The sequence below is a fragment of the Neorhizobium tomejilense genome (assembly GCF_964254135.1).
Lineage (GTDB): Bacteria > Pseudomonadota > Alphaproteobacteria > Rhizobiales > Rhizobiaceae > Neorhizobium > Neorhizobium tomejilense.
In genome coordinates, this window is record NZ_CAXUSO020000002.1 from 912,596 (window position 1) to 934,762 (window position 22,167).

Annotated in this window: 21 protein-coding genes and 1 pseudogene; 12 read left to right on the top strand and 10 right to left on the bottom strand. The window is 60.3% G+C overall.

Going from position 1 to position 22,167, the window contains the following annotated elements; all coding sequences use genetic code 11:
* The first annotated feature begins 25 nt into the window (after positions 1–25).
* The 5 genes from ACSQ3G_RS27050 to ACSQ3G_RS27070 all read left to right on the top strand — a co-directional run bounded on the left by ACSQ3G_RS27050 (position 26) and on the right by ACSQ3G_RS27070 (position 5,982).
* Entirely contained in the window at positions 26–1,522 is a 1,497-nt protein-coding gene (locus ACSQ3G_RS27050) for an ABC transporter substrate-binding protein (protein WP_436112445.1), read from the top strand.
* Positions 1,523–1,605: 83 nt separating this feature from the next.
* Positions 1,606–2,520, top strand: coding sequence for an ABC transporter permease (locus ACSQ3G_RS27055; protein ID WP_436112446.1), 915 nt, complete (start codon positions 1,606–1,608; stop codon positions 2,518–2,520).
* Between the two features lie 11 nt (positions 2,521–2,531).
* Positions 2,532–3,455, top strand: a complete 924-nt coding sequence (locus tag ACSQ3G_RS27060; RefSeq protein ID WP_436112447.1) for an ABC transporter permease — start codon at positions 2,532–2,534, stop codon at positions 3,453–3,455.
* Positions 3,448–5,064, top strand: a complete 1,617-nt coding sequence (locus ACSQ3G_RS27065) for an ABC transporter ATP-binding protein (protein WP_436112448.1) — start codon at positions 3,448–3,450, stop codon at positions 5,062–5,064. Before ACSQ3G_RS27060 ends, ACSQ3G_RS27065 begins: the two co-directional genes overlap by 8 nt.
* A gap of 36 nt (positions 5,065–5,100) precedes the next feature.
* Positions 5,101–5,982 (top strand): dihydrodipicolinate synthase family protein, encoded by an 882-nt coding sequence (locus tag ACSQ3G_RS27070; RefSeq protein ID WP_436112449.1) that lies wholly within the window; start codon positions 5,101–5,103, stop codon positions 5,980–5,982.
* Positions 5,983–6,085: 103 nt separating this feature from the next.
* Here ACSQ3G_RS27070 and ACSQ3G_RS27075 read toward each other — a convergent pair whose 3' ends face one another.
* From ACSQ3G_RS27075 to ACSQ3G_RS27110, 8 genes are all read right to left on the bottom strand, one after another.
* Complete coding sequence (locus ACSQ3G_RS27075; RefSeq protein WP_436112450.1) at positions 6,086–7,150, bottom strand: ABC transporter ATP-binding protein; 1,065 nt, start codon at positions 7,148–7,150, stop codon at positions 6,086–6,088.
* 29 nt (positions 7,151–7,179) lie between these two features.
* A complete protein-coding gene (locus tag ACSQ3G_RS27080; RefSeq protein ID WP_436112451.1) occupies positions 7,180–7,983 on the bottom strand; it encodes an ABC transporter permease in 804 nt (267 codons plus the stop codon).
* Positions 7,984–7,989: 6 nt separating this feature from the next.
* The gene (locus ACSQ3G_RS27085; protein WP_105417702.1) at positions 7,990–8,838 is read right to left on the bottom strand and encodes an ABC transporter permease; all 849 of its coding nucleotides are present in this window, start codon (positions 8,836–8,838) and stop codon (positions 7,990–7,992) included.
* A gap of 97 nt (positions 8,839–8,935) precedes the next feature.
* Positions 8,936–9,976, bottom strand: a complete 1,041-nt coding sequence (locus ACSQ3G_RS27090) for an ABC transporter substrate-binding protein (RefSeq protein WP_436112452.1) — start codon at positions 9,974–9,976, stop codon at positions 8,936–8,938.
* A gap of 15 nt (positions 9,977–9,991) precedes the next feature.
* Positions 9,992–10,963 carry a dipeptidase gene (locus ACSQ3G_RS27095; RefSeq protein WP_436112453.1) on the bottom strand — a complete coding sequence of 324 codons (972 nt, stop codon included), beginning with the start codon at positions 10,961–10,963 and terminating at the stop codon, positions 9,992–9,994.
* Positions 10,960–11,682 (bottom strand): hypothetical protein, encoded by a 723-nt coding sequence (locus tag ACSQ3G_RS27100; protein WP_436112454.1) that lies wholly within the window; start codon positions 11,680–11,682, stop codon positions 10,960–10,962. Before ACSQ3G_RS27100 ends, ACSQ3G_RS27095 begins: the two co-directional genes overlap by 4 nt.
* Entirely contained in the window at positions 11,679–13,388 is a 1,710-nt protein-coding gene (locus tag ACSQ3G_RS27105) for a hypothetical protein (RefSeq protein ID WP_436112455.1), read from the bottom strand. The genes ACSQ3G_RS27100 and ACSQ3G_RS27105 overlap by 4 nt, the downstream gene beginning before the upstream one ends.
* 5 nt (positions 13,389–13,393) lie before the next feature.
* Complete coding sequence (locus ACSQ3G_RS27110) at positions 13,394–14,152, bottom strand: IclR family transcriptional regulator (RefSeq protein ID WP_436112456.1); 759 nt, start codon at positions 14,150–14,152, stop codon at positions 13,394–13,396.
* Positions 14,153–14,523: 371 nt separating this feature from the next.
* Between ACSQ3G_RS27110 and ACSQ3G_RS27115 the strand changes: the two genes are divergently transcribed.
* The 7 genes and pseudogenes from ACSQ3G_RS27115 to ACSQ3G_RS27145 all read left to right on the top strand — a co-directional run bounded on the left by ACSQ3G_RS27115 (position 14,524) and on the right by ACSQ3G_RS27145 (position 21,037).
* Positions 14,524–15,297 (top strand): amino acid ABC transporter substrate-binding protein, encoded by a 774-nt coding sequence (locus tag ACSQ3G_RS27115; protein ID WP_436112457.1) that lies wholly within the window; start codon positions 14,524–14,526, stop codon positions 15,295–15,297.
* A 78-nt stretch (positions 15,298–15,375) separates the two neighbouring features.
* On the top strand, positions 15,376–16,056 hold the full coding sequence (locus tag ACSQ3G_RS27120) for an amino acid ABC transporter permease (RefSeq protein ID WP_105437167.1): 681 nt from the start codon (positions 15,376–15,378) through the stop codon (positions 16,054–16,056).
* Positions 16,053–16,814: an amino acid ABC transporter ATP-binding protein gene (locus ACSQ3G_RS27125; RefSeq protein ID WP_436112458.1), complete on the top strand. Its 762-nt coding sequence runs from the start codon at positions 16,053–16,055 to the stop codon at positions 16,812–16,814. Before ACSQ3G_RS27120 ends, ACSQ3G_RS27125 begins: the two co-directional genes overlap by 4 nt.
* Positions 16,815–17,087: 273 nt before the next feature.
* Complete coding sequence (locus tag ACSQ3G_RS27130) at positions 17,088–17,621, top strand: hypothetical protein (RefSeq protein ID WP_436112459.1); 534 nt, start codon at positions 17,088–17,090, stop codon at positions 17,619–17,621.
* 144 nt (positions 17,622–17,765) lie between these two features.
* On the top strand, positions 17,766–18,677 hold the full coding sequence (locus tag ACSQ3G_RS27135; RefSeq protein ID WP_436112460.1) for a nucleotidyltransferase and HEPN domain-containing protein: 912 nt from the start codon (positions 17,766–17,768) through the stop codon (positions 18,675–18,677).
* Positions 18,678–18,798: 121 nt separating this feature from the next.
* Positions 18,799–19,724 (top strand): annotated as a pseudogene (locus ACSQ3G_RS27140) (transposase).
* A gap of 272 nt (positions 19,725–19,996) precedes the next feature.
* On the top strand, positions 19,997–21,037 hold the full coding sequence (locus tag ACSQ3G_RS27145; protein WP_436112461.1) for an IS110 family RNA-guided transposase: 1,041 nt from the start codon (positions 19,997–19,999) through the stop codon (positions 21,035–21,037).
* A gap of 429 nt (positions 21,038–21,466) precedes the next feature.
* On the opposite strand, the gene ACSQ3G_RS27150 is transcribed toward ACSQ3G_RS27145, so the two are convergent.
* Both ACSQ3G_RS27150 and ACSQ3G_RS27155 read right to left on the bottom strand, forming a co-directional pair.
* On the bottom strand, positions 21,467–21,886 hold the full coding sequence (locus tag ACSQ3G_RS27150) for a type II toxin-antitoxin system VapC family toxin (protein WP_436112462.1): 420 nt from the start codon (positions 21,884–21,886) through the stop codon (positions 21,467–21,469).
* On the bottom strand, positions 21,883–22,137 hold the full coding sequence (locus ACSQ3G_RS27155) for a FitA-like ribbon-helix-helix domain-containing protein (RefSeq protein ID WP_170283097.1): 255 nt from the start codon (positions 22,135–22,137) through the stop codon (positions 21,883–21,885). Before ACSQ3G_RS27155 ends, ACSQ3G_RS27150 begins: the two co-directional genes overlap by 4 nt.
* Positions 22,138–22,167: the final 30 nt, after the last annotated feature.

Here is a 22,167-nt window from a genome sequence, read left to right on the forward strand (position 1 = left end):
TATATTCACTTGGGAGGTGAACCACATGAAGAAGATGCTGATGACCGCGCTGATCCTTGGATCTGCGCTTGCGCCGGCTTACGCGGGGTCCGGTCCTATCAAGATCGTGCTGCCCGAAGAAGCCGATCTGCTGGAGCCGTGCATGGCGACCCGTTCCAATATCGGTCGTATCATCATGGAGAATGTCAGCGAAACCCTGACGGAGCTCGATGTACGCGGCAAGAAGGGCGTCATGCCGCGCCTTGCCGAAAAATGGGAGCAGACCCAGGACGGCAGCTGGCGGTTCCATCTCCGCCAGGGCGTCAAGTTCTCCAACGGGACGACGTTCGACGCCAAGGACGTGAAGCACAGCTTCGATCGCGTGATGAGCGACAAGAACGCCTGCGAATCCCGCCGCTATTTCGGCGGCATGAAGATCAGCGCCAATGTCGTCGATCCCAACACGATCGATTTCAAGGCCGACCCGGCCCAGCCGATCCTGCCTTTGCTGATGTCGCTGGTGACGATCGTCCCGGAAGAAACTCCGCTCGCATTCATTCGCGAACCGATCGGAACCGGCCCCTATGCGCTGAAGAACTGGACGCCGGGTCAGCAGATCGTGCTGGCCGCCCGCAGCGACTACTGGGGCGCCAAGCCGCAGGTGACCGAGGCGACCTATCTGTTCCGCTCCGATCCGTCCGTGCGTGCGGCGATGGTGAAGGCCGGTGAAGCGGACCTTTCTCCGTCGATCTCGCAGCTGGACGCAACCGATCCGAAGACCGACTTCTCCTATCTCGACAGCGAGACGGTCTATCTGCGTCTCGACCACAACATTCAGCCGCTGAACGACGTGCGGGTTCGCAGGGCGCTCAATCTGGCCATCGATCGCCAGGCGTTCATCGGCACTCTGGTGCCGGATGGTGCTGTGCTCGCAACGGCGCTGGTTCCGCCGACCACGCAGGGCTGGAACCCGAACGTCAAGGTGTTCCCCTATGATCCGGCAGGCGCCAAGAAGCTTCTCGCGGAGGCCAAGGCCGCCGGCGTGAAGGTCGATACACCGATCACGCTGATCGCCCGCACGGCAAACTTCCCGAACGTCACCGAAATCATGGAAGCGGTTCAGTCGCAGCTCCAGGAAGTCGGCTTCAAGGTCGATCTGAAGTTCGTGGAAGTGGCCGAGCACGAGAGCTACTATTCCAAGCCCTTCAAGGAAGGTCGTGGCCCGATCATCGTCGCCGCCATGCACGACAATTCCAAGGGTGATCCGTCCTTCACCATGTTCTTCAAATATGCCTCGCAAGGGACGCAGTCGGGCTTTTCCGACCCCAAGGTCGATGACCTGATCAAGCGCGCCTCGGCGGCAGTCGGCGACGAACGTGCGAAGCTCTGGTCGCAGCTGATCGCCTACCTGCATGACGACGTGGTGGCAGACGCCCTTCTCTTCCACATGGTCGGCTTCTCGCGCGTTTCGCCGCGTATCGAGTTCAAACCGACCATCGCTACAAATTCGATGCTGCAATTGTCCGAGATCGGCATCAAATAGTCAGCGGAAACCGGCTGCCGGATTTCCAATCACGACCCAAAGGCGGCGGGTACCCATCCGCCGCCATAATAGTCGAGGGCGACATGCTCAGTTTCATTCGTAAGCGCTCCGTGGCGAGCTTGATTTCACTGGTCGGGCTGCTCGTGCTGGTGTTCTTCCTGTCCCGCCTGACCGGCGATCCGGCCGCTCTCTTCCTGCCCGTCGAGGCTTCGGCCGAAATGAAGCAGCAGTTCCGCGAGCTTCACGGGTTGAACGATCCGCTGATGGTGCAGTTCGGACGTTATGTCGGCGATGTGGTAACCGGGGATCTCGGTGAATCGCTCCGCAAGGCACGGCCGGCGCTGGGCGTGGTGACGGAAGCCTTCGTGTGGACGCTCTGGCTTGCCGTGATCACCATGTCGCTCGTCACGGCAGCCGCCATCGTCGTCGGCTCGCTCGCCGCCTTTCGTTCCGGTGGCTTCTTCGACCGGCTCTCCTCGATCATCTCACTCGTTGGCGCCTCGGTCCCGGATTTCTGGCTGGCCATCGTCGCGATCGTCGTCTTCTCCGTGAACCTCGCATGGCTGCCGACCTCCGGAACCGGCTCGATCCTGCACTGGATCCTGCCGATCGGCGTGCTGTTCGTCCGTCCCTTCGGCATCATCGTCCAGGTGGTGCGCGGCTCGATGATCGGCGCGCTGTCCTCCGCTTATGTGAAGACGGCCCGCGCAAAAGGCGTCAAGGCCGGTCCGATCATCTTCGTCCACGCCCTGCGCAACGCCATGCTGCCGGTCATCACCGTCATCGGGGACCAGGCCGCAAGCCTCCTGAACGGCGCCGTGGTGGTCGAGACGATCTTCGGTTTTCCCGGTGTCGGCAAACTGATGATCGACTCGATCCTGCAGCGGGATTTCAACGTCGTCCTTGCCGCGATCCTGGTGACCGCGCTGGCGATCTTCCTCATGAACCTGCTGATCGACCTTGCCTATGCGCTTCTCGATCCGCGCATCCGTCATTGAGGAGCGCAACGATGAGTGTTTCCACTTCCGATACGACGATCACCCACGAGCCCCCGTTCCCGGTCCGTATGGCGCGGATGCTCTGGGCCGACAAATTCGCGCTCTGCGCAGTAATCTTCCTGCTCGTCATCATCGTGCTTGCCCTGATCGGGCCATCCTGGCTCGGTGAACTCGCCACCAAACAGAACCTGCGCGGCCGCAACCTCGCGCCGTTCGACTGGAGCCGTGAATGGGTATGGTGGATGGGGGCCGACGCTCTCGGCCGGCCGCTGCTCGCCCGCATCATCGTCGCCACACAGAATACGATCATGGTCGCCGCCGGCGCGGTGATCCTGTCGTCGGTCACCGGCACGCTGCTCGGCCTCGTCGCCGGCTTTTCATCACCCCGCATCGGGCAGGTGATCATGCGCCTGGCGGACGTGATCATGTCCTTCCCCTCGCTGTTGATCGCGGTGATCGTCCTTTATCTCCTGGGTTCCTCGATCCTGAACCTGGTCGCCGTCCTGTCGATCACCCGCATCCCCGTTTACCTGCGCACCACCCGCGCCGAGGTGCTGGAAATCCGTGAGCGGATGTTCGTGCAGGCAGCACGGGTGATGGGTGCTTCGCAGAACCGCATCCTGTTCCGTCACATCCTGCCGGTGGTTTTCCCGACGCTCACGACACTGGCGACGCTGGACTTCGCCTATGTCATGCTTGCCGAAAGCGCGCTGTCCTTCCTCGGTATCGGCATCCAGCCGCCCGCGATCACCTGGGGGCTGATGATTTCCCAAGGGCGCCAGTATCTGACCAATGCCTGGTGGCTCTCGTTCTGGCCCGGACTGGCGATCATCATGACCACCCTGTCGCTCAACCTTTTGTCGAACTGGCTGCGCATCGCGCTCGACCCCGTTCAGCGCTGGCGCCTGGAAATGAAAGGCCGAAAGAATGGCTGAGCACCTGCTGGAAGTCCGCAACCTCTCGGTCGAGTTCCACACGGCCGCTGGCGTCGTGCATGCCGTGCGAAACATCTCCTATCATCTCGACCGCGGCGAGACGCTGGCGATCCTCGGCGAGAGCGGATCGGGCAAGTCGGTTTCGTCAGCCGCGATCATGAACCTCATCGACATGCCGCCCGGCCGGATCAGCGCCGGGCAGATCCTGCTTGACGGCAAGGACCTGCTGACCATGCCGCCCCAGGCGCGCCGCGAGGCAAACGGCCGGCGGATCGCGATGATCTTTCAGGACCCGCTCAGCCATCTGAACCCGGTCTATACCGTCGGATGGCAGATTCGCGAGGCGATGACGACACACGGCATGCCGGCCGAACAGGCCAGGAGCGAAGCGGTGCGCCTGTTGACGCGGGTCGGCATTCCCGATCCGGAAGGCGCCATGGGCAAATATCCGCACGAATTTTCCGGCGGCCAGCGTCAGCGTGTGATGATTGCGATGGCGCTTGCACTGCGCCCCGACCTGCTGATCGCCGATGAGCCGACCACCGCGCTCGACGTGACGGTCCAGGCCGAGGTGCTGGCGCTCTTGAAGGAGCTGCAGCGGGAAACCGGCATGGGCGTGCTGATCATCACCCACGATCTCGGCGTGGTGGCCGAAATCGCCGATCGCGTGGTCGTCATGGAAAAAGGCGAGCTGGTCGAGACCGGCACGGTCCGCGACGTCTACAAGAACCCCGCGCATCCCTATACCAAAAAGCTGATCGGCGCCGCCCCCGGAAAGGGCGAGATGCACATCGCGCAGCTGTCGGGTGAGCCGCTGCTCAGCGTCCGGGACATACACAAACGCTACGGCTCCTTCGATGCGCTGAAGGGTGTCTCGTTCGATCTGAGAGCCGGCGAGACCATGGCGATCGTCGGCGAAAGCGGCTCGGGCAAATCGACGCTTGCCCGCGTTCTTTTGAGGCTGGACGAGCCGGACGCAGGTACAGCGCACTGGAAGGGGCGCGATCTTTTTCAGCTCTCACCATCGGAACTCTACAAGCTGCGGCGCGACCTCCAGATGGTGTTTCAGGATCCCACCCAGTCGCTCAATCCGCGCATGACGGTGTTCCAGCTCGTATCGGAAGCATGGGCCATCCATCCCGACATTCTGCCAAAGCGCCAATGGCGGGAACGGGTCGCGGAACTGCTGGTGCAGGTGGGCCTCTCAGTCGAACACATGAGCCGTTACCCGCACCAGTTCTCCGGCGGCCAGCGGCAGAGGATTGCAATTGCCCGCGCGCTTGCGCTCGAACCGCAGCTGATCGTCTGCGACGAGGCGGTATCGGCGCTCGACGTGTCGGTGCAGGCCCAGGTCATCGCGCTTCTCGACAAGCTGCGCCGGGACATGGGCATTTCCTTCATCTTCATTGCCCACGACCTGCCCGTCGTTCGCGACTTCGCGGACTACGTCATGGTCATGCAGCGGGGCGAAGTGGTGGAACTGGGAACGGTCCGGGAGATCTTCGAGAACCCCCGTGAAGCCTATACACAAGCGCTCCTGGCGGCGAGCCTCGATCCGGACCCGGATGTTCAGGCCGAACACCGGGCAGCCCGTCTCAAACGTGCATGACACACCGCCGGACGGCGGATAAGCGGAGTTGATTGAATGACCAGAAATGCCTTTGTCGCACTCGTGACCTGCTTCAACGAAGACGAGACGATCAATTTCGAGGCGACCCGCGCCCAGGTGCGCCGGCAGGTGGCGGCGGGCAACAACATCATGTGCGCCGGCACCAATGGTGATTTCACGGCTCTCACCCACGAAGAGAAGATCCGGCTGACCGAACATGTGGTCGACGAGGTTGCGGGTCGCGCCAAAGTCATCGTCAATGCCGGGATGCCGGCCACATTCGAGACGGTGCAACTGGCCAAAGAGTTCGACCGGATCGGCGTCGACGGCATCGCCGTCATCACCCCCTTCTTTATCGCCTGCACACAGGACGGGCTGGTCCGCCATTTCTCGACGGTCGCGGATACGGTCAAGACGCCGGTCTATCTCTATGACATCCCGGCCCGGACCCAGAACCATATCGAGCCGGCGACGGCCGCAAAGCTTGCCGGGCACGGCAATATCGCCGGCATCAAGGATTCTGGCGGCGCTCAGGAAACTCTGGCAGCCTACCTTCAGGTCTCGAAAGAAAACCCGGGCTTCGAGGTCTATTCCGGTCCCGACCACCTCGTCCTGTGGTCGCTGCAGAACGGTGCGGCTGGCTGCATATCAGGCCTCGGAAACGCCCTGCCTCACGTGCTCGCCGGCATCCTTGCGGCCTTCAACTCCGGCGATATCGCGGAAGCGGAGCGTCAGCAGGCGATCTATACCGCCTTTCGCACGGAGCTTTATGCGCTGGGTTTCGCGCCCGCCATGGTCAAGCGTTCGCTTTACCTGCAGGACAATTCAGTCGGCGCGAGCAGGCAACCTGCCCTGCTTCCAGACAAGGCTCAGGACGAGAAAATAAGAGAAATCCTGAAAAGCTACGATCTTCTCTAGGTTTTGATCCCGGCCTTGATGGTGCGTTAGCGTGCCTTGATTGGAGGATCCGGTCGGCATTCGCCGACCAAAACCGTGGCCAAATTCATGAAATGCTGCAACCCTATTTGGTGATCACGAAGACCGCCTCAGGAGCCCAGCTGATACAGCATTCCTCGCCTTCCTTGATGATCACCACATCGGCGCCGAGCACTCTGACGCGCATGGGGATATCCCCTGCCCGTCCGATCACGAGTGCGTTGTCGCCGTAGTTGACGATCGTCTCGACGATCAAGCGGGCGTTCTTGCGGCCCTCGATCGGGCTGCGCGACAGCTTGATATGCTCCGGGCGGATCAGAAGCGTCACCTTCTGGCCGTCGGAAAGAGCATCTTCGCCGGCGTATTGGAAGGCTCCAAGCGTCGGGTTCTCGGCTGTTTTGCCGGCCCCGCTGGTAATCATTGCCGGGATCAGGTTGCTCTCGCCGATGAAAGCGGCGACGAAGGCGGTCTGCGGGCGATGGTAGATATCCAGCGGTGCTGCGACCTGCTCGATGCGTCCCTTCTCGAATACCACAATGCGATCGGACATCGACATGGCTTCCGACTGGTCATGAGTCACGAAAATGGTCGTCACGCCGAGGCTGCGCTGGATGCGCTTGATCTCGATCTGCATCTGCTCACGCAGGTTCTTGTCGAGCGCCCCGAGCGGCTCGTCGAGCAGGAGCAGCGAAGGCTCAAAAACCAGGGCGCGGGCAAGCGCGACGCGCTGCTGCTGGCCGCCGGACAATTCCTTGGGATGGCGATGGCCAAAACCCTTGAGGCCGACGAGAGACAGCATATCCTCTGCCTGCCTCAGGCCCTGCGAACGGCTGACGCCACGCATCTGCAACGGAAAATACACGTTTTCGACGGCTGTCTTGTGCGGAAACAGGGCGTAGTTCTGGAACACGATGCCGATATTGCGCTCGTGCGGCGCAAGCTCGGAGATCGACCGGCCACCGACTTGCACCGTGCCGCCGCTCGCCTTTTCGAAGCCGGCAATGATCATCAGGGTCGTCGTCTTGCCCGAGCCGCTTGGGCCCAGGAAGGTCACGAACTCCCCCTTTTCGACCGACAGGCTCACGTCGTCGAGCGCCGTGAAATGTCCGTAGGTCTTGGTGATGTTGGAGAGTTGCAGATAGTTCGTCATGGGAAGTCCTTGGGGAGTCCTTGCGAGAATCAGTGTGCGCCGGCCGGCCGGCTCGGCCTGGGAGCGCGGCTGCGCAGCGCGCTGGCGAAATAGGGAGCCGCTATGCCGAGCAGCACGACGAAGAACAGCAGCGTCGAGATGACGGCGATCACCGGATCGGCCTCCTGGCGGATGCTGTCGAACATCTTGCGTGGCAGGGTCTCTGCGTCGCGGCCCGAAATAAAGATCGCCACCACGGTCTCATCGAAGGACTGGATGAAAGCGAAGAGCGAGCTGATGACCAGTCCCGGCCGCAGGATCGGCAGGGTGACGTGCAGGAAGGTCTTTGCCGGGCTGGCGCCGAGGCTCTGCGCGGCCCGTTCAAGGTTTCGGTCGAAACCCTTGAGGTTGGCCGAAAGGACGAGGAAGGCGATCGGGACCGACAGGCAGGTATGCGCCAGGATGACGCCGAGATGGCTGTGCACCAGCCCGAGATCGCCGAAATAGGAATAGTAGCCGACCGCCATGACGATATGGGGCACTGCCATCGGCATCAGCATCATCAGGTCGGCAAATCCCTTGCCGCGAAACTTGTGGCGCACCAGGGCGAAGGTCGCGGGCACGACCAGGGCCATGGTGAGGATGGTCGTGGCGGTCGCGATCAGGATGCTGTTCCATGTCGGCATCAGCCAATCCATGCTGGTGAAATAAGCCCGGTAATACCCAAGCCAGTAACCCGGCGGCGGGAATTGCAGGGAGCTCGCGTTCGAAAACGACATCGGCACGACGATGACGAGCGGTGCTACAATGAAGAGCACGACGATGAAACCGGCCCAGCGCATGAACGTGTTCATATTCGGTCACCCCCAGAGTTTGTCGAGGCCGAAACGGCGATGATAGATGGTGAGGATGATGAGTGTCACCACGAGCAGGATCATCGCCATGGCGGAACCCAGACCGAAGGCGAGAAACTCCTCGATCTGGTGGCCGATCAGACCGGCGACCATCTGCTCGCGCGGGCTGCCGAGCAGTACCGGCGTCACGTAGAAACCGAGGCAGATGACGAAGACCAGGACGGAACCGTTGGCGATACCTGGCGCCGTCAGCGGCAGGTAGACATGCCGGAACAGCGACCAGCCTTTGGCCCCCAGGCTTTCCGCCGAGCGGATCAGCGCCGGGTCGATCTTCTTCATCACCGAATAGATGTTCATGATCATGTAGGGCGCCAGGATATGCACCATGGCGAGCGTCGAGGAAAAACGGGTGAAGAGAAGCTGCGGCGGTTTGTCGACGCCGATCATCTGCAGGAAAGCAATCAGCGGACCATTATTGCCGAGCAGAACCATCCACGAATAGGTGCGGACGAGGAAACTGGTCCAGAAGCTCATGGTGACAAGCAGCAGGATCAGCATTGCCGTGCGCGGCTTGGAATGGGCCATCAGATAGGCCAGCGGATAACCGACCAGAAGGCAGCAGAGCGTGACGAAGGCGGCCGTCACGAACGTGTTCAGGAAGACGCGCTGGTAAAGCGCACCGGTGACGACCTTCTGGTAGTTCGCAAGCGAGACCTTCGGCTCCGTGAAGCTCATGATCGCCACTTCGGCAAGCGGCACGGCGAAGAAGATCAGCATGTAGATGCCGAGCGGCGCCAGCAGCAGCCAGGGCCAGATGTTCGTCTTTTCCGTCAGTTTTGAAAGGCTGATGCCCATTGCCGTTCCTTTTTTATGGCAGGCAGGGTCGTTGCGGCATCGCGCGGTCGTTCCGCGCGATGCCGTCCAGCAGGTCACATTGATCCAGGAGAGCGGATCAGCTCGCGACCCACTCCTCGAAACGTTCGGCGAGCTCCGCCGGGTCTATGCCCAGATTCGCCATGTCCTGCTCGAAGGTCAGCTTGTAGTTGTCCGGCGAGGTCGGCATGCGCTTGGCATCCGCCGGATCCACGAACTGGTTGGAGGCCGGGTTCAGCGCGCCGTAGTCCGCAGCCTTGGAGAAGCCGGCGAGCGGCTTGGCACTGGTTGCGAACTCGACGAATTTCCTGGCGTTCTCGAGGTTCGGTGTCTTCTTGGCGACAACCCAATAGGCGCGCTCGATCTCGCCCTGGTTCCAGGTCATGGCAACCGGAGCGCTGGCCTTCTCGGCCTCGAAATAACGGCCGTGCCAGATGCCGATCATGTCGATCTCTCCGTCACGCAGGATCTGCGTCGACTGGGCGCCGGCGGTCCACCAGACGCGGATATGCGGCTTGATCCTGTCAAGCGATTTGAAGGCCCGGTCCACATCGAGCGGATAGAGATCCTTGACCGCGACGCCATCGGCGAGAAGCGCGATCGGGATGACGCGCGACGCATAACGCTGCAGCGACCGTCCGCCGGGGAATTTCTCGACATTCCAGAAGTCAGCCCAGGTCTTCGGTGTGTCCTTATATTTATCCTTGCGCCAGGCCATCACGGTGGCGAACGCATGTGAAGCGACGCCGTTTTCGAAGAGTCCGCCTTTGTAAGGCTCGGTGAGCTTTTCGATGATGCCGGCCTGGTTCGCACGCACCAGTTCGCCGCCGCCGAGCGTGGTGACGTCGAATTCGTAGGTACCGGTCTTCACCTGCTGGGCGAGCTTGGCGAAGGAAACGGGGGAAACCGTCTTCACTTGGATGCCCGTTTCGGCGGTGAACGGATCGATGAGATGCGTCTTTGCGGCAGCCTCCCAGGGGCCGCCCCAGGTGTTCACGTAGAGGACCTTCTCCTGCGCGCGAACGAGATAGGGAGCGGCGAGCGAAGCGGTCACCGCAGCGCCGGCCGTCTTCAGGAAACGGCGGCGGTCAGGCATGAGAAATGTCTTCATTCCAGTCATTGTAGTTCTCCTCTTTTATGATTTTCTGAAGGTGGCTTCGTAGAGCCGCAGCCAGTTCTTGTGGGTGATCTTCGCGACTTCTTCTTCCGAGAAGCCCACGGCGCGCAGGCCGTCCGGGATTACCCTGATGTCCTCGACCTTCTGGAACCATTCCGGCGGCGCGGCCTTGAGCGGCTTGCCCGCGGCGCTGGCGCCATAGTCCTCGCCACGGGTCCAGCGCCCCTTGCGCATCCAGGCGTAATCGGGAGCGGTGAAATTGTGGCTCTTGTCGGTGCCGATCGCGACGGAGTCGATGCCGGCAAGATCCACCGTGCGGGCAACCATCGTGCACCAGGCTTCGATCGAAGCGCAGAATTCGTCGCCGGTGATGTTGCGATAGGCAGCGCAGCCGATCACGCCGCCGGTCTCCTTCAGCGCCCGGATGACGTCGTCCGACTTGTTGCGCTTGTGCATGAAAAGCGACTGGGCGTTGGCGTGAGTGACGGCGATCGGCTTTTCGGAAACCTTGATCGCATCGAGCGTCGTGCGGTCGCCGACATGGCTGCAGTCGACCAGAATGCCGGCGGCATTCATCTCACGCACCACTTCCTTGCCGAAACGGGCAAGGCCGGAATCCTCAGCCTCGTAGCAGGAGCCACCGAGTTCGTTCTGGTTGTTGTAGGTGAGTTGCACGACGCGCACGCCGAGTTCGGCAAACATCTCGACGAAGCGGATCCGCCCTTCGAAAAGGTTGGCATTCTGGAAACCCATGATGACCGCGACCTTGCCCGCGCTGGAAATGCGGGTGATGTCGTCGGCGGTAAGGGCGATCTCGGCGAGATCGGAGTTTTCGCGCACCAGGTCGCGCCAGCGGCCGATGGAATCCATCGACTCGACGGTGCCCTCCCAGAAGCCGCAGGTGTTGACGACCCCGCCGACATCCCCTGCCCTCAGGGATTCAAATGCGGCGCGATCGAAATGCCCGCATTGCAAACCGTCGATGATCATGATCTCGCGCCCTCCTTCATACGTTCGGAAATGCTGGACGACAGGAAAGAGACATCCGTCTCGTCGTCGTTGTCCTTGCGACCGATGACGGTGCCATCCTCGTTGACGATCATCGGGCCGGCATGACGGCGCGAGACGATGCTGTCGGTCGCAAGTGCCCGCTTCGCCAGATGATAGATGCGCCACCAGAGATCGCTCTCGATCTCGGCGCCGTTTTCCAGAAGCGACCAGAGAAGAGGATCGTCTTTTCGTACGTCGCCGATGACAGCTGCCGGAACAGCCTTCAGCACATTGCCGGTCACGGAGATCGAAAGCCCCGACCGCCCGCCGAAACGCGCGGCAAGCGCAAGTTCCTCGGCATCCGTGGCCCCTGTGACGGTCAATTCCGCCGACCTGAACCGGGCCGTCAGCTCACCGAGAAGATCGATCGCCGTCGGCAGCACGAACCATGCGTGTTCGCCGCAAGCATCGAGCGTCATGCGATTACGGGCTTCGGAAGCAATCGCGATACGGGCGGGAGCCGCCGACTTGAAGCTCTCGAACCGCTGCTCGAGTAGTTTGAAACCGCCAAGGCCGAGCTTTTGCGAATACATCGGAATGTCGCCGACTGTCAGGAAGAAGCCTTTGGGCAGGCTGCTCTGCGAAAGTATCCGCTCGGACATCAGCCGCATTTCGCGAGGCATGACGCGCATGGATGGAGATGAATGCGAGGATGTCATAGAACAGGCTCCGCCGGGTAATACCAGGTGCCGGTATAGCCGGCGCGCAGATCGTCGGGGGTCGGTGCGCCGTGATAGAGCACGCCGCGCAGGTTGCGGTTCAGGAAGTCACGGGTCTTGTCGATGCCGTGGATGCCGACATTCATCAGCCGCACGAGATCGATCGGCACAAAAGCCTCCGCGTTGATGTTGGCGCGGGGCGTATGATAGTCCCGCCCGCGCAGGCTCTGAATGCGCGCCACCATGTAGCGGTGTTCGGGATGTTTCATCAGGAAGCGGGCGGTGCTGAGCGAACCTTCCGCGCTGCCGAGATCACCAAAAAGGGATTGGATGCCGCCGCAGACATCGAGGCCGAGGTCAAGCGCATCGGGGACTTCCTCGCGGGCGCCGCGGCGCGGCTCCTCCGCCGTCTCCGACTTGTACCAGACATATTTGTAGGCCTCGGGGCCGGCCATGTCGGTATCGAGCGCCCACTGATATTCGTCACGGACGAGCGCCATTAGCTGTTCGACCGTCTCGGCTGGCGCGACGCTGAATTCGTCGGGAGCATCAATGGCTGCCAATAGCCCGTCGGCTTCTTCCGGCACCAGTTCGATCAGCAAAGAGAGGAAAGTCTCGAAGGCTTCCGGAATGAGGTGGGCTTCGAATTCGGCGGCAAGCACGTCAAGCGGGAAATCCGTGGCACGTCTAAACACCGTTCCGCTGCCGCGGAATTCTTCGAGTGCCGCCACCACCTTCTCGAGGTCGGCTGCCACGTCGGCGCTGGAGGCAAATGTCTCGTAGACCATCTGGTCCTGGTTGCGGAACAAGATTGCCTGGCGGAGAAGTCCGAGCAGCCTGGCGATGCGGGAATCCGACGCTTCGAGCTTCAGCGCGCGGGCCATCGCGATCGCGGTTTCGCGCGCGGACAGAAGCCCGTCGATCAGGCGCGGATGTTTGTGGACGAAGAAGATAAGGCCCAGCGCCGAACCGTTGCCGACGCCGATATAGCGGCGAAGCTGCGGGTCGAGACGCACGGCGGTCTCCGATTTCTTGGCCGCCAGATGCTCGACAAGGTCGCAGGAGAATTCCCGCATCAGATAGGCGGTCAGCAACTGCGCCTGCAGGACACCGCCGAGCGCATGACGGGCACCGAGCGAAGGAAAGGAACGCGTCCCGAACGTGCCGTTGCCGTCGAGGCCGGTATTGCGCATCAGGTAGCAGACCTTCGAAAGATCGGCGACGGAGGGCTGGCGGCCTTCGGCAAGCGCTTCGAGCGTCTGGTCGAAGACCCGCATCGAGCGGTTCGAGCGGCACCAGATCAGCGTGCCGGCGGTCGCCCGGCCGGTATAGAGTTTAGGAATTTCCCGCCGCGCCGTTTCGATCTCGATTTCGGTCGCCGGCCCTTCGATCAGCGCGCCCATCATGTCCCAGGCCTGGCCGATGATACGGCCGGTACGAGCCGTCCGGCTCGGCGGGCGGGAAAAGCCGATGAAGGAGAATTCCTGCTCCGGTGCCTTGATGGAATAAACGACAGTTCCTTCGGCGTTTTCGTCGACGTCGAAAAGCACATTGGAAATGTCCCAGCGCTCGCGGATCATCTTGTTCATGAAGGCGCGGGTGCCGCTGAGCCGGCTCGGCTGGATTGCCGCCAGCCGTGAGGTCTTCATCACCTCATGGCTCGGGCGCGGTCGGGGCGTTGCCACCTGTTCGGAAGTCGCGGTCATGACCGTCAACGTTCTCCCTGCTGCATTTTCGTGATGGTACGGGCGGTTTCGAGAAGCGGCTCGCGGAAGCTCTCGAGGTCGAAGCGCATTTCCGGCATGACCAGCGAGATCGTCGACGTGCACTTGCCATGGAGATCGAAGATCGGCGCGGCGATCGCGACGACGCCGCTATGGGTATAGCCGCTCGACAGCGCGTAGCCGTTCGCGCGCGCCTCGCCCAGGAGCTCTTCGGAAGCCAGCGGCTCGCCGCTTTCCTTCAGGCGGGCCAGTGTCAGTTCGTCCGCGAAAGCGGTCAGGATGCGGCCGGATGCGGAACCTTCGAGTGACATGGTCGTGCCGATCTTCTGTTCCGCACGCAGCACGCTTTGGGATTCGACACGCGAGACGATGCAAGGCAGTCCGCGATCGAGCACCGCCAAAGAGGCCGTTTCCTTCACCCGATGAACCAGCATTTCGATGACCGGCTGAATTCGCGTTCCGAGATTGGCCTGCTCCATGGCGGCCGCGGCAAGCCGGCAGGCGTGCATCGAGAGCCGATAGCGCATCTCCTGATCCTGCTCGACCCAGCCCGCTTCGATCAACGTCAACAGCCGCTGATAAGCGGTGGGGCGAGAGAGCTCCATCGCCGACGCGATCTCGGGCAGTTTCATGCCGCGGGCGCTCGATGCCAGCACATCCAGCACCGCCATGGTCTTCAGGACCGTGGAGAGCGGGCGGACGCCGCCGCTTTCTTCTTGTATTCTATTTGAATATGTCGTATCCATGTTGAATATAATCTGGCTGTCATTGATTTATGTCAATCGCGCCGGAGGCGATTGCGCGCGAAAAACGGCATGTTCATCGCTAAGGTATTCAGGGTGTTTGGAATTTTTTGCGTTGAATTCAGCGCGCCACAGGTATCGACACGGCCGAGCGACCTAAATCCACAGCCGTGACGTGCATCTACCTGCGAGGACGAAAGCCGTGACTGCCGGTTGGCTGCCACCCATCGTTATTCTTGGAGAAGGGATAGGGGGCTCCCGTGCGTGAGCAAAAAATTCGCATTTGCCGGCTTTATTTGCGGTTTTCTTTCAATCGCCGCGTCCTATTTTCTGTCATCTAGTCGCCAGCAAGCACTGCTGAAAGGATGACCTAAATGTTCCGGCTGAAAACCATGATCGCGGCGGCCCTTATTCACGCGGCAGCCCTTACGCCGTCTTTCGCCGGCGAAAATCTCCCTGCCATCAAATCCTCCGGTATCTTCAAGATCGGCACGGAGGGGACCTACGCGCCATTCACCTTCCATGACGCAAGCGGCAAGCTCGTCGGTTTCGATGTGGAGATCGGGCAAGCCGTTGCCGCGAAAATCGGCGTCAAAGCCGAGTTCCTGGAGGGCAAGTGGGACGGCCTTATCGCTGGCCTCGATGCCAAGCGCTACGATGCCGTCATCAACCAGGTCGGTATCACCGAAGCCCGCAAGCAGAAATACGATTTCTCCGAGCCTTACATCGCTTCCAAGGCGGTGCTGATCGTTCGCCAGGACAATAGCGACATCAGGGGCTTTGCCGATCTCAAGGGCAAGAAATCCGCCCAGTCGCTGACCAGCAACTTTGGGAAGATCGCCCAACAGTCGGGCGCCGAACTTGTGGGCACGGACGGTTTCGACCAGTCGATCCAGCTCGTGCTGACGCGCCGTGCCGACGCGACGATCAATGACAGCCTCTCCTTCCTCGATTTCAAGAAGCAGAAACCCGACGCGCCGGTGAGGATCGCAGCACAGCAGGACAATGCCGATTATTCCGGCATCATCATCCGCAAGGGCGAACCGGAACTGCTCGCAGCGATCAACAAGGCCCTGGCGGACATCAAGGCCGACGGCACCTATCAGAAGATCTCGGACAAGTATTTCGGGCAGGACGTCTCCAAGTAAGCTGCCAGGCCGTTCCTGAATGCGTGAATCCAGCGTCCGGCGCCTGCGCCGGGCGCGTCATTTTTTAAGGATCAAATCGTGCCGCACTGGCTTCAATTGATGTCGGATTCACTTCCGACCCTCCTGTGGGCGGGCATCCGCTTCACGGTTCCGCTGACATTGCTGTCGTTCCTGTTCGGGCTCGTCCTCGGCCTGATCACGGCGGTTACGCGGCTCTTCGGCCCGGCACCGCTTGCGCTGATCGCCCGATTTTACGTCTGGGTGATCCGCGGCACGCCGCTTCTTGTGCAGCTTTTCGTGATCTTCTACGGCCTTCCGAGCATCGGCATCCTGCTCGATGCATTTCCGGCGGCGCTGATCGGCTTTACCCTGAATATCGGCGCCTATAGTTCCGAGATTATCCGCGCCGTCATCTCGTCGGTCCCGAAGGGACAATGGGAAGCGGCCTATTCGATCGGCATGTCGTGGCGCCAGGCGATGAGCCGCACCATTCTGCCGCAGGCGGCGCGCGTCGCCGTGCCGCCGCTTTCGAACACCTTCATCTCGCTGGTCAAGGATACCTCACTTGCCGCGGCGATCACGGTGCCGGAACTCTTCCAGGCGGCCCAGCGGATCGTCGCGACGACCTACGAACCGCTGATCCTCTATATCGAGGCGGCCCTGATCTATCTGGCCTTGAGCTCGGTGCTGTCGTCGTTGCAGAACAGACTTGAAAAGCGTTTCGCCCGTTATGGCGGCATGATGGAGTCAAACCGATGATCGAGCTTTCCAACATCGAAAAGCGGTTCGGCGACGCGGTGATCCTGAAGGACATCAGCCTCGGCATCCCCGAGGGAAGCGTCACTGCGCTCATCGGTCCCTCGGGCGGCGGCAAGAGCACGCTGCTGCGCTGCATCAACCTCCTGGAGATCCCGACCGCCGGCTCCGTCCGCATCGGCGACGAAAAGCTCGACTTCGAGCCCGGCATGAAGGTCGGCTGGAAGTCGATCCAGAAAATCCGCCGCCAGACCGGCATGGTCTTCCAGAACTTCCAGCTCTTCCCGCATCGAACCGCCATCGAAAACGTCATGGAAGGGCTGACGACGGTTCTCAAATGGCCGCGCGAAAAGGCCCATGGCCGCGCCAGCGAACTGCTCACCAAGGTAGGAATGGCACATAAGACCGATGCCTGGCCCTCAGAGCTTTCCGGCGGGCAACAGCAAAGGGTGGCGATCGCCCGCGCGCTCGCACCTTCGCCCCGGGTTCTTCTCTGCGACGAACCGACCTCGGCTCTCGATCCCGAACTTTCCGCCGAGGTCATCGATGTGCTCGGACGGCTCGCGGCCGAAGGAACAACGATGGTGATGGCGACGCACGATCTGCGCCTTGCCTCGCGGATCGCCAATCACGTGGTTTTCCTCGAGAGCGGAAAAGTGGTCGAGTCCGGCAGAGCGCAAGCGATCTTTGGCGATCCGAAACAGGAACGCACGAAGAGCTTCATCTCATCGATCAACGCGGCGCAGACGACGCATATCTAAGCGCCGTTCGTCCCGCCGAACGTGGGCGCCGGGCCTGCGCTTCCACGGGCCGACGGATGACAAATTCGCATTTTCTGGCAGTATCCATATGGCTCACATCACAACAGCTGTAAAATCGCTCGACAAGTATCAGAGGCATAGGGCACATCTGTCAAACAACTCTGCCATGGATTTTGACTCTTATTACCCGCCGGAGACCCGCACCAATCCACCTATTTTTTCCATAATCGGCCGCGCCCAGGTCATGGATACGGTTTGTTTTTGGAGATCCGCATGAGTGGACTGCGACCGTTTCGTGAAGTGAAGCTGCAATGGCTTCAACAGTTGAGCCGTGACAGAGATCTGAGCGAGAATGCGCGGTCCGTAGCGCTCTACATCGTCACAACACATTTGAACGGCCACACCGGGAAGGCATGGCCGTCCTATCACGCGATTGCCGGAAGAGCGTTAAGACCATTCAGCGCGCTGTCCGTGAACTTGAAATCAGAGGATGGTGCACCCCCGTCTGACAGAGCAGGCCGGGGACCGGTGATGATGGATAAGTTCCCGCTGTCGCTGGCGATCGGCTGGCGCGGTGTTTTTTTAACCAAGTCCAGCTCCATCGTAAGCTGGCCGACCTGGATCTGCGCAGGCGAGAACTCCTTGTCCGAGCATATCGCCGGCCGCGACCTGATCAATGCCGACGAGATCATGCGACTGCCGGAGAACCGCATGATCCTATTGAGACAGGGCGGCGCCCTGCCTGGGCGGGGAAAGCTACGCTACTATGTCGATCCGGAGTTCAAAGGGATGTTCGATCATGCGTAGAGGGTCAATGACAGCCGCGAGGTTGGTCCCGCCTTCTTTGCCGCTCCCCGCTTCCGTGCGGCGTGCCGTATGTGTAGAAGCAAACGATGCAACCATTCGTATTGCAAAAGCAGCTCCTGTCCTTCCTGAGGATCATCGCCGTCCATGATGAAGTCATCCCTCGATCACATGCCACCGCGCAAACAGCGAGAGCTCGGCAGGGTCCTGGAAATCCTGCACGAGGAGTTCGAGGATGCCCTGAAACAGGGGACGGCCGACTTCAAGAAGCGCGGCCGGATCCTGAAGATCATCCTGTTCGGCTCCTATGCCAAGGGTGGATGGGTCGACGAGCCGTTCACGATGAAAGGTTACCGGTCGGATTTCGACCTGCTGGTCATCGTCAACGACCGCAGGCTCTGCGAATTCGCCGACTATTGGTACAAGGCCGCCGACCGGCTGATCCGCGACACCTCGATCGAAACGCCGGTGAGCTTCATCGTCCATTCCAGGCGCGAGGTGAATACCTACCTCAAAGAGGGACAGTACTTCTTCTCCGACATCCGCAAGGAAGGGATCGTCCTTTACGAACTGGATGACGAGCCGCTGGCGGAGCCGCAGCCACTATCGCCGACGGATCGGTTGCGGGTCGCGCGAGAGCATTTTGAGGACCGGGTTTCACTTTCGAGGTCTTTCCTAAAGATTGCCACCTCTTGCATTGTTGAAAAGGAATTCCGAATTGCGGCATTCGAGCTCCATCAATCGCTCGAACAGGCCTATTCCTGCGTTCTGCTGACACTCACAAACTACGGGCCGCCCTCGCACAACATCAAGTTCCTGCGCTCCCTTGCCGAGGAACAGGACCGGCGGCTGGCCGAGGCATTTCCCCGCGACCAGCATCGCGAGCGCGCCTGGTTCAACACCCTGAACGAGGCCTATGTAAAGGCGCGGTACTCGAAGCACTACGAGATCAGCGAGGAGGCGCTCTCGTGGCTGGGCGAGCGGACCAGCCTGCTGCTCGCGATGGTCAAAGACGTATGCACGGAGCACCTTAAAATGCTTGAGCGGATTAGCGGCTAGCGAATTCTACCAGCCGGCGAATGGACAGTCCGAATCGGCCGCCTTGAGATCCCATCAGGGGTGAGTAGCGGCCTGCACCGTGGCAGAGTGAGGTCGCTAGATAACTCTCTGGAGGCCAACCATGCCGGTAACAGCAGATCAATCTCAAGCGCAGACCGCTACTCTCGTCGATCTTGGCGCAATTTTCGTCTCGTTGGAATTAAGCAAATCGACATGGCTCGTGACAGCTCTGTCGCCTGGCAGTGAGAAAATGTCCCGCCACACCGTCACTGGAGGCGATATCGCCGGCTTGTTTGCATGCTTTGCAGCGCTTCGCCAGAAATCCATTCGGCGAAAGAACATACTTTACCCACTGGTAGTGATCCAAGAGGCCGGGCTGGATGGTTTCTGGCTGGGGCGAGTGCTGAGCAAAGAAGCTTGGATCGAGAGCCACATTGTAGAAGCCGCATCAATTGCCATGCCGCGCCGGCATCGCCGGGCGAAGACCGACCGCATCGACGGCGAAACGCTGATCCGCGCTTTGATGGCATGGAAACGTGGCTCTCCAGGGAGCTTGATCGCCTTGAATTGTTACTCACACAAATCAAGGCAGTCGAAGCAGAGCGAGATGCCTTGATCGCCCAGGAGACGCCGGAAACGCCGAAGGAAGCGACCGCTCTTTTAGGCATCAGAGGAATTGGGCCGGAATTCGCTACAATACTCTACACGGAAGGCCTGTTCCGACACTTCGACAATCGACCCCAAATCGCATCTTACGCAGGCCTTGCTCCCTCCCCTTGGCAGAGTGGTAACGTCAATCGCGAACAGGGCGTGTCTAAGGCGGGTAATCCGCGTCTACGAGCCACCATGGTCGAGCTCGCATGGCTATGGTTGCGGCACCAACCGAAATCGGCGCTAACTTGCTGGTTTAAGGAGCGCATCACGCGCAACAGCGGTCGTCTGAAAAAGCCGATGATTGTGGCCCTCGCCCGCAAGCTCCTCGTTGCACTTTGGAAATACGTGAACTCTGGCATCGTGATCGAAGGTGCAATCATGAAAGCAGCCTGACCCAAAAAGTGCCTACGAAATATAGTTTCCAATCCTCAGGGCCTGATCAGCCCTGACGGATCCAGGTGGAACGGACCGGGTATCCTTTTGGCTTTCAAACGCCGATCTTGAGTTTGGTCCCGTTCTCCTGAGCCCGTGCCGTCGAATGCGGGATAATGGTGCAGCCGCGGAGAGCGGCGACCGGATGTGATGAGGTGGAACGGCCCGCTCCGACAGCATCTAGTGCTAAAAACGTGGTCGTTGCTCGAACGCCACAAAGGAGGGACCGTTCCATGAAGCAAGTTAGCACAATCGGGCTGGATTTGGCCAAACACGTCTTCCAAGTTCACGGCGCCGACAATGAAGGTTCGGCCCTGTTCAATCGGAAACTACGGCGCACGGAAGTGCTGCGCTTCTTCGAAAGGATGCCTCCGTGCCTGGTTGGCATGGAGGCATGTGGTGGCGCGCACTATTGGGCGCGGGAGATTGCTCAACTTGGTCATGATGTGCGTCTCATTCCGCCGGCTTACGTCAAACCTTTCGTCAAGCGCGGCAAGACGGACGCGGCCGATGCGGAAGCCATCAGCGAAGCGGTGATCCGCAAGACCATGCGCTTCGTCCCCATCAAGACCGCCGAGCAGCAAGCGGATGCGATGGTCCTGAAGACCCGTGCTCTTCTGGTGCAACAGAGAACGCAATCGGTTAATGCCCTACGAGCACATTTGGCCGAACTGGGCATCATCGCGGCCGGCGGCCTTCCCAACGTCGCGGCACTGATGACCATCGTTCGGGAAGCTGAAGATACCCGATTACCCACAGCGGCGCGATTCGCCCTCGCAGCTATTGTCGATCAGATCGACGCCTTGGCCATTCAGATCGACGTGCTCGAGCGCACAATCGTTACGGAATCGAAGCGCGATGAGAGCATGCGTCGACTGACAACGATCCCCGGGGTTGGTGCCATAACCGCTGCGACGATCAAAGCCTTGGTTCCGGATCCCGGTGGGTTTAAGTCCGGGCGGCACTTCGCCGCTTGGGTGGGACTGACCCCCAGGCCTCATTCCAGCGGAGGCAAAGAGCGATTGGGTAGAATCTCGAAAATGGGGAATCCCGAACTCCGTGTTCTCCTGGTCCTCGGAGCGACAGCCGTTCTGCGGATTGCCCGGAACGATGAAAAGGCACGACATTGGCTAAAGGCGCTACTTGCCAGACGTCCATTCAAGGTGGCCGCTGTCGCGTTGGCCAATAAGATGGCTCGGATCATCTGGGCCCTCCTGAATAAGGGCGGATTCTACAATGCTCCGAAACCATCCCCAAATGTAGTGGCAACCTGAAGAGTATCAGGACTTACAACTGATCTGACCGGCGTCGGCCGACAGATGCAAGGTGCAATAGCAAACGATGAAGCCATGGGACGAAATTCCGGAACGAGCGAAGCCCAACCTCAGTGCACTCCAAAGTGCGTGGATGTGATTCAGCTCCTCGTTTCGCGGATCTCATCGAGGCCAGCGGTCATGCACCGCCCTCACAGGCCGTACATATGAACGCACCGTCCTCGTGGGTGAAGTCGATTGCGAAGCCTCTTGCACCGCGGGCCGTTCCACATATGAGGTTGTACAGGCCCGAGGACGGGCCGGTAATTGCAATGGGCTTAGACTGTGGATCCACCAATCAAGGAGAACTACGATGCCACTCGAATGAACAATTGACAAAAATCCTGATGTGATGGGATCCGAACTCACGGCACCTACATGCACACGTAGTTATCTGGACCAGGGATTAGTAACTTTCAGCCCAGCAGCCTCGAAAGGGCTTGTGTCACGAGTGGCGATCGCGAGGCCGTTTGCTGCCGCTGTGGCTGCAATGTAGCCATCAGCCGTGCCAATCGCTCTCCCAGATACTCGAGCGCGTGCCATCAGTTCGGAATAAAACTGAGAAGCAGCCAGGTCGAAGGACAGGATGCGCTCGGAAAAGTGGGGCAGCACTTCGCCCTCAAGGCGGTCGCGAAGGATAGTTTGCCGTTTCCCTGACGGCATAGCAGCGATCCCGAAGCGAAGTTCAGCAATCGTTATCGCGGAAAGGAAAAGCGTTTCGATAGCTTGGGCGTCCAACCAGGCGGTTACTGCCTCATCAGGTACCGGTTTCCAAGGCTCGGATATAACGTTGGTGTCCAGCAAGATCATTCGAAGGTCATCGGTTCAGCAGGTGTCTTGTCGCGACTTTTCTGTATGGCTTCAACGTCGCTGTCGGAAAGCCCGGCGTCGCGACCAATGGCAGTCAGCAAGGAACCGAGCTTTATACGTTCAGGAGGACGGACAGCGGCTTCAATAATGTCGCGGATCTCGGCCTCGGTGCTCCGGCCATGATGAGCCGCTCGAACGCGCAGAGCACGATGTGTTTCGTCAGAAAGGTTTCGAATGGTGACTGCCGGCATTGATATCACCTCTATAGAAATGATGGCTTT